This is a genomic window from Pseudomonas sp. UBA4617 (genome assembly GCF_002386445.1).
GTDB lineage: Bacteria > Pseudomonadota > Gammaproteobacteria > Pseudomonadales > Pseudomonadaceae > Aquipseudomonas.
Map to the genome: position 1 here is coordinate 81495 of NZ_DGIR01000014.1, position 12972 is coordinate 94466.

13 protein-coding genes are annotated in these 12972 nt (G+C 62.7%); 3 read left to right on the top strand and 10 right to left on the bottom strand.

Annotated features, from left to right (window positions below):
- Positions 1-158: 158 nt before the first annotated feature.
- The 10 genes from thrC to ffh form a co-directional block, all read right to left on the bottom strand.
- Complete coding sequence (thrC, locus tag B4L76_RS05000; protein ID WP_296230929.1) at positions 159-1568, bottom strand: threonine synthase; 1410 nt, start codon at positions 1566-1568, stop codon at positions 159-161.
- A 54-nt stretch (positions 1569-1622) separates the two neighbouring features.
- A complete protein-coding gene (locus tag B4L76_RS05005) occupies positions 1623-2927 on the bottom strand; it encodes a homoserine dehydrogenase (RefSeq protein WP_296230930.1) in 1305 nt (434 codons plus the stop codon).
- Between the two features lie 83 nt (positions 2928-3010).
- Complete coding sequence (locus B4L76_RS05010) at positions 3011-3754, bottom strand: thioredoxin fold domain-containing protein (RefSeq protein WP_296230931.1); 744 nt, start codon at positions 3752-3754, stop codon at positions 3011-3013.
- A 153-nt stretch (positions 3755-3907) separates the two neighbouring features.
- Positions 3908-4804: a site-specific tyrosine recombinase XerD gene (xerD, locus tag B4L76_RS05015; protein ID WP_296230932.1), complete on the bottom strand. Its 897-nt coding sequence runs from the start codon at positions 4802-4804 to the stop codon at positions 3908-3910.
- A 152-nt stretch (positions 4805-4956) separates the two neighbouring features.
- Positions 4957-5364, bottom strand: a complete 408-nt coding sequence (locus B4L76_RS05020) for an acyl-CoA thioesterase (RefSeq protein WP_170028512.1) — start codon at positions 5362-5364, stop codon at positions 4957-4959.
- A 97-nt stretch (positions 5365-5461) separates the two neighbouring features.
- Complete coding sequence (gene rplS, locus B4L76_RS05025) at positions 5462-5812, bottom strand: 50S ribosomal protein L19 (protein ID WP_225780641.1); 351 nt, start codon at positions 5810-5812, stop codon at positions 5462-5464.
- Between the two features lie 42 nt (positions 5813-5854).
- Entirely contained in the window at positions 5855-6607 is a 753-nt protein-coding gene (gene trmD / locus B4L76_RS05030; protein WP_003252146.1) for a tRNA (guanosine(37)-N1)-methyltransferase TrmD, read from the bottom strand.
- A gap of 3 nt (positions 6608-6610) precedes the next feature.
- Entirely contained in the window at positions 6611-7147 is a 537-nt protein-coding gene (gene rimM, locus B4L76_RS05035; protein WP_170028510.1) for a ribosome maturation factor RimM, read from the bottom strand.
- A 5-nt stretch (positions 7148-7152) separates the two neighbouring features.
- Positions 7153-7404, bottom strand: a complete 252-nt coding sequence (gene rpsP, locus B4L76_RS05040) for a 30S ribosomal protein S16 (protein WP_003259424.1) — start codon at positions 7402-7404, stop codon at positions 7153-7155.
- Positions 7405-7663: 259 nt separating this feature from the next.
- Entirely contained in the window at positions 7664-9040 is a 1377-nt protein-coding gene (ffh, locus tag B4L76_RS05045) for a signal recognition particle protein (protein WP_170028509.1), read from the bottom strand.
- A 314-nt stretch (positions 9041-9354) separates the two neighbouring features.
- On the opposite strand from ffh, the gene B4L76_RS05050 reads away from it, so the two are divergent.
- From B4L76_RS05050 to B4L76_RS05060, 3 genes are all read left to right on the top strand, one after another.
- Complete coding sequence (locus B4L76_RS05050; RefSeq protein ID WP_296230934.1) at positions 9355-10164, top strand: cytochrome C assembly family protein; 810 nt, start codon at positions 9355-9357, stop codon at positions 10162-10164.
- Between the two features lie 9 nt (positions 10165-10173).
- The gene (locus B4L76_RS05055; protein WP_296230936.1) at positions 10174-11373 is read left to right on the top strand and encodes a transporter associated domain-containing protein; all 1200 of its coding nucleotides are present in this window, start codon (positions 10174-10176) and stop codon (positions 11371-11373) included.
- Positions 11374-11649: 276 nt separating this feature from the next.
- A complete protein-coding gene (locus B4L76_RS05060) occupies positions 11650-12951 on the top strand; it encodes an MFS transporter (RefSeq protein ID WP_296230937.1) in 1302 nt (433 codons plus the stop codon).
- The last annotated feature ends 21 nt before the right edge of the window (positions 12952-12972 follow it).

Genomic DNA, 12972 nt, shown 5'->3' on the forward strand with positions numbered 1-12972 from the left:
TGAATAGGATGTTTCTGAGAGGGACGTGAGAAAAAGCCGAGATGTTGGGGCGCTTCGCGGCCCATCGCGGCACAAGGCCGCTCCCACAAGGAAACGCGAGGTTTCTGCAGAGCGGCCTTGGGTCGTGCTGGGCTGCTGCGCAGCCCCAAGTAATGCGATTACAGCGGCTTGCCGCGGTTCCCGTGCTGGCTGACAAAGCTCTGCACGGCCTTCAGGTCATTGGCCAGCACCGTGCAGCGCTCTTCACGGCTGAACAGGTCACTGAGGTGCGCCGGCAGTTCCAGCGCCTTGCCAACACCGGCCTTTTCCACCGCTTCCGGAAACTTCACCGGATGCGCGGTCCCCAGTACCACCATCGGCGTGTCAAGGCTGCGCCGGCATTCGCGCGCGGCCTTGACGCCAATCGCGGTGTGCGGGTCGAGCACCTCACCGGTGGCAGCGAATACCTCTGCGATGGTTTCACAGGTCTGCTCGTCAGTCACCGCCAGCGAGTCGAACAGTTTGCGGGCTTCGCTCCAGCGGTCCTGTTCGACGCTGAAACCACCGCCCTGCTTGAAGTTCGCCATCAGCTCGGCAATCGCGCCGCCATTGCGGCCGTGCAGGTCGAACAGCAGGCGCTCGAAGTTGGACGACACCATGATGTCCATCGACGGCGACAGGGTCGCGTGCAGGGTCTCCTTGACGTACTGATTGCCGCTCATGAAGCGGTGCAGGATGTCGTTGCGGTTGGTGGCGACGATCAGCTGGCTGACCGGCAGCCCCATGTTGCGCGCCAGGTAGCCGGCGAAAATGTCGCCGAAGTTGCCGGTAGGTACCGAGAACGCGACCGAACGGGCCGGGCCACCCAGCTGCAGGGCGGCATGGAAGTAGTAGACGATCTGGGCCATGATTCGCGCCCAGTTGATCGAGTTCACCGCAACCAGGCGAGTGCCCTTGAGGAACGACTGGTCGGCGAAGCTGGCCTTGACCATTTCCTGGCAGTCATCGAAGTTGCCTTCGATGGCGATGTTGTGGATGTTGTCGCCGAAGATGGTGGTCATCTGCCGACGCTGCACTTCCGAAACGCGTTGGTGCGGGTGCAGGATGAAGATGTCGACGTTGTCGCAACGGCGGCAACCTTCGATGGCGGCGGAGCCAGTGTCGCCGCTGGTAGCACCAATGATCACCACGCGCTCGTTGCGCTTGGCCAGTACGTGGTCGAGCAGGCGACCCAGCAGTTGCAGGGCGAAATCCTTGAATGCCAGGGTCGGGCCGTGGAACAGCTCGAGCACCCACTCGTTGCTGTTCAGCTGACGCAGTGGCGCCACGGCAGCATGGGCGAACTCACCATAGGTTTCTTCGAGGATCTTCTTGAAGTCGGCATCGGCGATGCTGCCTTCGACGAACGGGCGCATGACCCGGAAGGCCAGCTCGTGATACGGCAGGCCGGCCCACGAGGCGATTTCTTCCTGGGTGAAGCGTGGCAGGTTCTCTGGCACGTACAGGCCGCCGTCACTGGCCAGACCGGCCAGCAGGACGTCTTCGAAATTCAGGGCCGGTGCCTGGCCGCGGGTGCTGATATAGCGCATGGGTGCAAACCTTCGATACTGGGGCCGGACCGCGCAGGCGGCCCGACGGCAAAATTAATTGAGCTGTTCGACGCGAATGCGCACGACCTTGCCGACCACGTCCTGCAGGGCTTCCAGGGCGACGATGGCATCGTTGATGTGCCGCTCGACCACACCATGGGTCAGCAGGATCATCGGTACCAGGCCGTCCTGTTCCTCGGCTTCCTTCTGCATGATCGATTCGATGTTGATGCCACGCGCCGAGAGGATGCTGGCCACCTGGGCCAGTACGCCCGGGTGATCCTTGGCCTGGATGCGCAAGTAGTAGGCGCTTTTGCAGGCTTCGATCGGCAAGATCGGGTGGGCCGACAACGAGTCCGGCTGGAAGGCCAGGTGCGGTACGCGGTTTTCCGGGTCGGAAGTCATCGCCCGCACCACGTCGACCAGGTCAGCGACCACCGAAGAAGCGGTAGGCTCCATGCCGGCACCGGCGCCGTAGTACAGGGTGGAGCCGGCAGCATCACCATTGACCATGACGGCGTTCATCACACCGTTGACGTTGGCGATCAGGCGATCGGCCGGGATCAGCGTCGGGTGGACCCGCAGCTCGATGCCGTCGGCGGTACGGCGGGCCACGCCCAGGTGCTTGATGCGGTAGCCCAGGGCTTCGGCGTAATTCACGTCAGCAGTGGTCAGCTGGGTGATGCCTTCGGTGTAGGCCTTGTCGAACTGCAGCGGGATGCCGAACGCGATCGAGGCGAGAATGGTCAGTTTGTGAGCGGCATCGATGCCTTCGACGTCGAAGGTCGGGTCGGCCTCGGCGTAGCCCAGCGCCTGGGCTTCGGCGAGCACGTCGGGGAAGGCACGGCCCTTCTCACGCATTTCGGTAAGGATGAAGTTGCCGGTACCGTTGATGATGCCGGCCAGCCAGTTGATACGGTTGGCCGACAGCCCTTCGCGGATGGCCTTGATCACCGGGATACCGCCGGCCACGGCTGCTTCAAAGGCAACGATGACGCCCTTCTCGCGCGCCTTGGCGAAGATTTCGTTGCCGTGCACGGCGATCAGCGCCTTGTTGGCGGTGACCACGTGCTTCCCGTTGTCGATGGCCTTGAGCACCAGGTCGCGCGCCACGGTGTAGCCACCGATCAGCTCGATGACAATGTCGATCTCCGGGTTGCTGGCAACATCGAACACATCAGCGGTAATGGGGGTACCGGTAATCTGGCAGTTCGGGTTCTGCGAGCGCATGGCGATCTGTGCCACTTCAATACCGCGCCCGGCACGGCGGGCAATCTCCTCGGCGTTGCGCTGAAGTACATTGAAGGTTCCGCCACCGACGGTCCCCAACCCACAGATGCCTACTTTGACCGGTTTCACTGTGAACTCCCCATTGAACGGCCGACACCTTTGCCGGCCGTGAAACATGCCGTCACCCCATGACGACGGCGCACTGAATTGGATTATCTGGCCAGTGCCAGCTTGGCCACCTGCGGTGCCGGCTGGTAGCCCGGAATGACCTGGCCGCTTTCAAGCACGATCGCTGGCGTGCCGTTGACACCGATCGACTGGCCCAACTGGAACTGCTTGCTGACCGGGTTGGCGCACTTGGCAGCCTTGATCTCCTCACCTTCGACCATCTTGTCCATCGCCGCCCGGCGATCGCTGGAGCACCACACGGCCTGCAACTGCTGGTCACCCGGCGAGCCGAGGCCCTGGCGCGGGAAGGCGACATAACGCACTTCGATACCGCGGCGGTTGAGTTCGGGCACTTCGGCGTGCAGCTTGTGGCAGTACGGGCAGGTGGTGTCGGTGAAGACGGTGATGTGCGACTTGGTCTCGCCCTTGGCAGGATAAACCACCATCTCGGCGGCTGGAATGCCGTTGACGAGCTTGGCGATACCCAGGCGCTCGGCCTTCTCGGTCAGGTTGACCGGCTTGCCGTCCTGGATCTGGAACAGGTAACCCTGCATCACGAACTGGCCGTCGGCGCTGGCGTAGAGCACGCGGCCGCCTTGCAGCTTGACTTCATACAGGCCGCTGACCGGGCTGCTGGCCACGCTTTCGACGGGAACTTCCAGTTCGAGGTTCTGCAACGATTTACGGATGGCCTGCTCGGCGCCAGCAGTGCTGTCGGTTACCGCGGCAACGGCAAAGGTACTGGCCAGCGCCAACGCGGCGGCGGCGAAAAACTGGGTCACGCGCATGGGAACTCCTGAAGGCGGACAGGGGCCGGAGGGCGTCACCTGCGCAAACATGCGCGGTGCAATACGGCCCTTGGTGCAAACCGCTCAAGCCTACCACATCACACCGTCGATGAAGGGCCTTGCAAGGACCGGTCGGCGGAACATGAAAAACATTCATCCACGCGGGTGATGCTGGGCGTGCAATTGTTGCAGGCGGGCCTTGGCGACATGGGTGTAGATCTGCGTGGTCGACAGGTCGCTGTGGCCCAGCAGCATCTGCACCACCCGCAGGTCGGCGCCGTGGTTGAGCAGGTGGGTGGCGAAAGCATGGCGCAGGGTGTGCGGCGACAACGGCTTGTCGATGCCGGCCACCCGAGCGTGGTGCTTGATGCGGTGCCAGAAGGTCTGGCGGGTCATCTGCTCGCCACGCTGGCTGGGGAACAGCACATCGCTGGGGCGGCCGTTGAGCAATTCGGCCCGGCCATCGCGCAGGTAGCGCTGCAGCCACACCACCGCCTCCTCACCCATCGGCACCAGGCGCTCCTTGCTGCCCTTGCCCATCACCCGCAGCACGCCTTGGCGCAGGTTGACCTGGTCGAGGGTCAGGCTGACCAGTTCGGTGACGCGCAGGCCGCAAGCGTAGAGCACTTCGAGCATGGCCCGGTCGCGCTGGCCGATGGCTTCGCTCAGGTCCGGGGCCTGCAGCAAGGCTTCGACGTCGGCTTCGGAAAGCGACTTGGGCAGGGGCTTGCCCAGTTGCGGCATGTCCACTTGCAGGGTCGGGTCGACAGCCACCAGCTTTTCCCGCAGCAAGTAGCGGAAGAAACCGCGCAGGCCGGACAGGAAGCGTGCAGTGGAACGTGGTTTGTAGCCTTGGTCGAGGCGCCAGGCCAGGTGGTCGAGGATCATATCGCGGCCGGCGTCGGGCAGCGCTACCGAATGCTCCTGGAGCCAGCCGTTGAACAGGGCCAGGTCGCTGCGGTAGGAGGTGCGGGTATTGTCGGACAGGCCTTTTTCGAGCCACAGGGCATCGAGGAACTGGTCGATCAGGGGATGGTCTAGGGCGGGCATGCGGGGCTGCTGGGTGTTGGAGGTGGGCTTAGTGTTTCACAGCCACATGATTTTTGTCTGTACTGGCCTCTTCGCGGCCAAAGTCGCTCCTACAGGGATCGCACAGGCCCTGAGAGCGGTGCTTTAGCCGCGAGAGGCCGGCACAAAACCACTCAGACCTGGGGCAGGACCGGCACCGGGCGCTTGTCCTCGTCGATGGCGACGAAGCTGAATACCCCATGAATCGCCCGCTCGCGCCCGTCCAGATACATGTTCTCGACGAACACATCCACCTGTACTTGCAAGCTGGTATTGCCAACCTTGATCACCGAGCCCACGAGTTCGACGATCGAACCCGCCGGGATCGGGTGCTTGAAATCGATACGGTCGGTAGACACGGTCACCAGTGGCAGGCGGCAGAAGCGCGTGGCGGCGATGAACGACACTTCGTCCATCCAGGCCAGGGCAGTGCCGCCGAACAGGGTGTTGTGGTGGTTGGTGGTGTTGGGGAACACCGCCTTGGTCACGCGGGTCACCGACAACTCGGTGCGGCGCTGGATTTCCTGGTCTCGGGGGGTCATGACAATCACACACATCTGTAGGGTTCAAAACGCAAAAAAGCAGCCCGAAGGCTGCTTTTTTCTCGCTAGGCGGCCTCGGCCACCGGGCAAACTGCACTCAGGACAGTTTTTCCTTGATGCGAGCGGCTTTGCCGGACAGGTCGCGCAGGTAGTACAGCTTGGCTTTACGCACGTCACCACGACGTTTCACGGCCAGGCTGTCGATCTGCGGGCTGTAGGTCTGGAAGGTACGCTCTACGCCAACGCCGCTGGAGATCTTGCGCACGGTGAAGGCGCTGTTCAGACCGCGGTTACGCTTGGCGATAACGACGCCTTCGAACGCCTGCAGACGGGAACGCTCACCTTCCTTCACTTTAACCTGGACGACAACGGTGTCGCCTGGTGCGAAGGCCGGGATTTCCTTGCTCATCTGCTCGGCTTCGAGCTGCTGGATGATCTTGTTGGTCATGCTGTGCTCCTAAGATGGATACGTGATCCACCATCGATACGTTTAACTATCGTCCCGCTCGCGGAGATATTCCTCGAGCAGCTTCTTCTCTTCTCCAGAAAGCGAGCGACTTTCCAGAAGATCGGCGCGTCGTTCGAAGGTCCTACCAAGGGACTGCTTCATTCTCCAACGCCGGATGTGTGCATGGTTGCCACTTAGCAACACGTCGGGAACACGCTGATCCGCATACACCTCAGGTCGGGTATAGTGCGGGCAATCGAGCAGACCGTCGGTGAAGGAATCTTCTTCCGCCGAATCCACATGCCCTAAAGCTCCGGGCAGCAGCCGTGTAACCGCATCGATCAGTACCATGGCCGGCAGCTCGCCACCGGAAAGCACATAGTCGCCAATCGACCACTCCTCATCGACATGAGCCTCGATAAAGCGCTCGTCGATGCCTTCATAACGACCGGCGATCAGGATCAACGATTCCTGTTCGGCCAGGCCTTTGACCGCCTGCTGTGTCAGCTTGCGGCCCTGTGGCGAAAGGTAGATGACCTTCGCCGCTGCTCCGGTTGCCTGCCTGGCACTAACCAGGGCGTCTTCCAGAGGCTTGATTTTCATCACCATGCCCGGACCACCGCCAAACGGCCGATCATCCACCGTGTGGTGACGATCTGTGGTGTAGTCCCGCGGGTTCCAGCAAGTCACCTGAAGCAACCCCTGTTTCACCGCGCGGCTGGTAATGCCGTACTCCGTGATGGCCGAGAACATCTCGGGGAACAACGTGATGACGTCTACGCGAAGGTTACCCATCGTCTAGAAGTCCGCGTCCCACTCAACCCGCATAACGCCTGCTTCCAGGTCGATATCGAGCACGCATTGCGCCGTATAGGGCAACAGACGCTCGCGATCATCCAGGCTGCCTGCGCAGGGCTTGACCACCATGACATCGTTCGCACCGGTCTCCAGCAGGTGATCGACCTTGCCGAACAGCTGTTCGTCCTGGTTGATGACCTTAAGGCCTACCAACTGGTACCAGTAGTACTCGTCGGCAGCCAGGCTGGGCAAAAGGCTCCGCGGAATGCAGATTTCGTAACCACTCAGAAGACGGGCTTCATCACGGTCATCGAGACCTTTCAGCTTCACGACCAGGCCCTTCTGGGAGCCACGACCGTTGACCAGCTCGACCTGCTTTACCTTGCCTTCGTGCCGAAGCGTCCAGCGCGGATAATCCAACAGGTTTTCAATCGGATCGGTAAAGGAATACACCTTCACCTCGCCGCGAACGCCGTGAACCGAAAAAATCTTGCCAACGACGATGAGGTCGTCAGCCTTTTCTGGCGTCGCGTTCATACTGCTCAGGCAGCAGCCTTGGCAGCGTCCTTCAGCAGCTGAGCAACGCGCTCAGACGGCTGTGCACCCTGGCTCAGCCAGTAGTTGACGCGCTCTTGGTTGACCGACAGCTTGACTTCGGCGCCAGCAGCGATCGGGTTGAAGAAACCTACGCGCTCAACGAAACGGCCGTCACGGGCGTTACGCGAGTTGGTCACGGTCAGGTGGTAGAATGGGCGCTTTTTCGAGCCGCCACGGGCCAGACGAATGGTTACCATGTGAACATCGTTCCTATAGTCGGTGCTGCAGTTGATACAGCAGCTGGTACTGCAAATCTGAATGCCAAATAGGCACACGGGTGCCCAAAAGGCCGCATATTCTCGGGGAATACACGGACATTTGCAAATGACTTTTTCGGCAAGGCCGTGCCCTGCCGTCCAGATTCGCCGGTTGAGCCGCGAAATTCGCGGCCGTTGCCCCACCAAGGCAGGGGTTCAGGGCGCCCTCCGAACAAACGGCAGGCACCCGGAATAGGGGTTACAGCTTGGGCATGCCGCCGCCAGGCAGCATCCCGCCCAGGCCACGCATCATCTTGGCCATGCCGCCCTTGGCGGAAAACTTCTTCATCATTTTCTGCATCTGCTTGTGCTGCTTGATCAGGCGGCCCACGTCCTGCACCTGGGTGCCGGAACCGATGGCGATACGGCGCTTGCGCGAGCCGCTGATCAGCTCCGGATCACGGCGCTCGGCCGGGGTCATGGAGTTGATGATCGCTTCCATCTGCTTGAACTGCTTCTCGGCCGCGCCCTGGGCGTTGCCCATCTGCGACAGGTTGACCCCGCCGATGCTCGGCAGCTTGTCCATCAGGCCGCCCAGGCCGCCCATGTTTTTCATCTGTTGCAACTGGTCGCGGAAGTCTTCGAGGTCGAAGCCCTTGCCCTTCTTCAATTTCTTGGCCAGCTTGTCGGCCTTGGCCTTGTCGATGTTCTGCTCGGCCTGCTCGATCAGGCTGAGCACGTCACCCATGCCGAGGATGCGCGAGGCGACGCGGTCGGGGTGGAACGGCTCGAGCGCTTCGGTCTTCTCGCCCATACCGATGAACTTGATCGGCTTGCCAGTGATGGCCCGCACCGACAGGGCGGCACCGCCACGGGCGTCACCGTCGACCTTGGTCAGCACCACGCCGGTCAGCGGCAGCGCCTCGCCAAACGCCTTGGCGGTGTTGGCAGCGTCCTGGCCGGTCATGGCATCGACCACGAACAGGGTTTCGATCGGCTTGACCGCGGCGTGCAGCGCCTTGATCTCGTCCATCATGTCGGCATCGATATGCAGACGGCCGGCGGTATCGACGATGACCACGTCGATGAACTTCAGCTTGGCTTCCCGAATGGCCGCTTCGGCGATGGCCACGGGCTTCTGGCTGATGTCGGACGGGAAGAAGGTGACGCCAATGTCGTTGGCCAGGGTTTCCAGCTGCTTGATCGCCGCCGGGCGGTAGACGTCGGCAGACACCACCATCACGCTCTTCTTCTTGCGCTCCTTGAGGAAGCGCGCCAGCTTGCCGGCGGTGGTAGTCTTGCCCGCACCCTGCAGGCCGGCCATCAGCACCACGGCAGGCGGTGCGGCGTTCAGCGCGAGGTCTTCGTTGGCCGCACCCATCAGGCTTTCCAGCTCGGCCTGAACGATCTTCACGAAGGCCTGGCCCGGGGTCAGGCTGCGCGACACTTCGGTGCCGACCGCACGCTCCTTGACGCTGTTGACGAAATCCTTGACCACCGGCAGGGCAACGTCGGCCTCGAGCAGGGCCATGCGCACTTCGCGCAGCGTGTCCTTGATGTTGTCTTCGGTCAGCTTGGCCTTGCCGGTGACATGGCGCAGCGTCTGTGACAGGCGGTCGGTCAGGTTTTCGAACATGGTGATCCTTTCAGGCCCAGTAAAAGCCGAGGTTTGTCAGGCGCCCAGGGCGGAATGCACACCCGCCGGGCACAGCAAGGCGGCGATTATAGCGAAGTGCGGCGGCGGCGCACACCTTGGGAGATATTCGGTGGCGGTGCCGGTCTGTTCGCGGGCATGCCCGCTTCCAGCGGATCCTCCGCTGCCTGCAGGCCTGCACCAACCCTGCAGGAGCTGGTTGACCCGCGAATGCCACGCCGCGGTCTGCCAGTCTTCCTAGAGCGCCGGGATCTATGCCAAACTCCGTCTCTTTAAAGGCTCGCCAACCAGGACTTATGGTCTCCTCACCCAGCCTCATCCCCAACCTGATCGCCGCCGTCCTCTATATAGCCGCGGCCGTCTACCAGGGCTCGTTCCTGGCCCGCAACCGCAAGGCCGACAAGCGCCTGCTCGCCCTGCTGGGCGCCTTCGCTGTGCTCGCCCAGGGCGGTGCGCTGTTCTCCCAGCTGATCACCCCGCTGGGCCTGAGCCTGGACTTCTTCAGCGCCGCCAGCCTGATCGCCGTGGCAGTCATCGCCCTGACTTTGCTGGCCTGCCTGCGCATACCGGTGGAAAACCTGCTGGTGCTGCTGTTCCCGCTGGGCGCGGTGACCGCGCTGCTGGCGCAGTTCGCCCCCCCCGGCACAGTGCCGCTGATCGACGAGGAACCGGGCATCCTCGCACACATCCTGCTGTCGATCCTGGCCTACGGCCTGTTCACCATCGCGGTGTTCCAGGCGCTACTGTTGCTGCTGCAGGACCGCCAGCTGAAAAACAAGCACCCATCCGGGCTGATCCGCAACTTCCCACCGTTGCAAACCATGGAAAGCCTGCTGTTCGGCTTCCTCTGGGCCGGTTGGTGCCTGCTGTCGCTGTCGCTGATCTCCGGCTGGCTGTTCCTCGACAACCTGTTCGCCCAGCACCTGGTGCACAAGACCTTGCTGGCTTGTGTCGCCTGGGTGGTATTCAGCGTGCTGTTGTGGGGCCGCACCCGCCTGGGCTGGCGTGGCCACAAGGCCATCCGCTGGACACTGGCCGGTTTCTGCCTGCTGATGCTGGCCTATTTCGGCAGCAAGCTGGTTCGCGAATTCATCCTGCATATCTGACGGCCGCCCATGGATACCCTGCCGTACGCACCGCTATTCGGCACCCTGGCACTGGCACTGTTGTGGTCGGCACTGTTCAGCGCCGTGGATGCTGCCCGCCAGCAGCTCAATGGCTCGCGCAACGGCGATGACAGCCCCGCGCTGCCCGCCCAGGCGTTGGTACTGTGTGCCAGCCTGGGCAAGTTGCTGGTGCTGGGCCTGGCCTGCCTGATCGGCCAGCGCCACAGTGGCGAACACGGTTTCTGGCTGGCTGGCCTGGCTGCCACCCTCACCTTGCTGGTGTTCGCCGAGTACCTGCCACGCCGCCTGGCCCGGCGCAACCCGCAGGCCTTCGTCAGCCTCGGTGGCAGCCTGCTGAGAATGCCCCTGGCCCTGCTGCAACCACTGGCCTGCCTGCTGGATGGCATTGCCAGGCTGGTCCTGCGCCCGTTCCGCGTGCAACCCAAGGCAGTGGCCGTGCATCCGCCGGAAGTGGATGATTTCGACGAGGACGACGCACACGAAGCGCCGCGCCATGGCCTGCTTGACGGCCTGCAGTCACTGGACAAGATCACCGTCAATGACATTCTGGTGCCGCGCAACGAAGTGGACGGCATCAACCTCGACGAGCCGATCGAGCGCATCATCGAGCAACTGATCGTCAGCCGCCACACCCGCCTGCCGGTGTACCACAGCGACATCAACCAGGTTGAAGCGATCCTCAACACCAAGCTGATCAGCCACCTGCTGCCCAAGGCCGAGCTGACCCTGGAGAAGCTCCACAGCGCCTGCTACGAGCCCTATTTCGTACCGGAAAGTACGCCCCTGCAGATGCAACTGCTGAACTTCCACAAACAACAACGCCGCCTGGGCGTGGTGGTGGATGAATACGGTGAAGTACTGGGCATCGTCACCCTGGAAGACATCCTCGAAGAAATCGTTGGCGAATTCGAGGACGAGCACACCCTGGACAACCCCCACGTCCACCCCCAGCCTGATGGCACCTTCGTGATCGACGGCACCGCTTCGCTGCGCGAAATCAATCGCACCCTGGGCTGGCACCTGCCCTGCGACGGCGGGCCGAAAACCCTCAACGGGCTGGTCACCGAAGCGCTGGAAAGCATCCCGGAAAGCGCCGTCTGCCTGAAGATTGGCCGCTACCGCCTGGAAATCCTCGAAACAGAGGACAATTGTGCCAGCAAGGTACTGGTATGGACCGTGACCCGATAGCTATACTCGGGCCACGCTTACCCAGCCTCGCCGTCCCGCCTGCTATCCGCACCCGGCGCTCCACGGCCAGTCCGCCCCACTGACACGCCCCGCGGTCCTGCTTCAACACCCCGAACAGTGGCCGTCCCCGCCCCTATCCCCCTTGGGCTATCGTCAGTCTGGCGTGCACAACAACAAAACGCTCCGGCGCCCGCGCAGCCGTGCTGGCTTTTCTGCTTCGCACGCCGTCGCCGGCCACGCCCATGGAGCCGGATCAGACTGTCAGGGACCTACTTAATGACAACCAGCAGCACTTATGCCGAAGCACCTGCCGCGCCGGTCAACTCGCCCGCGCGGGTCGCCACCGCCAGTTTCATTGGCACCGCCATCGAGTTCTATGATTTCTACGTCTACGCCACTGCCGCAGCCCTGGTGATCGGCCCGGTGTTCTTCCCTTCGGGGTCAGGCACCGCGCAGATGCTGGCGGCCTTTCTCACCTTCGGCATCGCTTTCCTGGCGCGCCCGCTGGGTTCGGCACTGTTCGGCCATTTCGGCGACCGCATCGGCCGCAAATCGACCCTGGTCGCCTCACTGTTGCTGATGGGCGTGTCCACCACGGCCATCGGTGTGTTACCGGGCTATGACAGCATTGGTGTATGGGCGCCGATAATCCTCTGCCTGTTGCGCTTCGGCCAGGGCCTTGGCCTGGGTGGAGAATGGGGTGGCGCGGCGTTGCTGGCCACCGAGAACGCACCGCAAGGCAAGCGTGCCTGGTTCGGCATGTTCCCGCAGCTGGGGCCGTCGATCGGCTTTCTGGCCGCCAACGGCCTGTTCCTGACCCTGGCCCTGGTACTCAGCGATGAGCAGTTCCGTGCCTGGGGCTGGCGTATTCCGTTCCTGCTCAGTGCGGCGCTGGTGCTGGTCGGCCTGTATGTGCGCCTGAAACTCGAGGAAAGCCCGGTGTTCGCCAAGGCAGTCGCCCGCCAGGAACGGGTGAAGATGCCGGTGGTCGACCTGTTTGCCAGACACTGGAGGCCGACCCTGCTGGGCGCGGCGGCCATGGTAGTGTGCTATGCACTGTTCTACATCTCGACAGTGTTCTCGCTGAGCTACGGCGTGACCACGCTGGGCTACAGCCGCGAAACGTTCCTCGGCCTGCTGTGCTTCGCGGTAGTGTTCATGGCCCTGGCCACGCCACTGTCGGCCTGGCTCAGTGACCGTTACGGGCGCAAGCCGGTGCTGGTCGTCGGTGGCCTGCTGGCGGTGGCCTCGGGCTTTACCATGGAACCGCTGCTGACCTCGGGGTCTACCGCAGGCGTGGCGCTGTTTCTCGCCATCGAACTGTTCCTGATGGGCGTGACCTTTGCGCCGATGGGGGCACTGCTGCCGGAACTGTTCCCGACCCATGTGCGTTACACCGGGGCGTCGGCTGCGTATAACCTGGGCGGTATCGTCGGGGCCTCGGCGGCACCGTTCTTTGCCCAGAAACTGGTGAGCATGGGTGGGTTGAGCTGGGTCGGGGGGTACGTGTCGGCGGCAGCGGTGATCAGCCTGCTTGCCGTACTGTGCCTGAAAGAAACTCGCGATACTGCGCTTTGAATGATGGGGGCCGCTATGCGG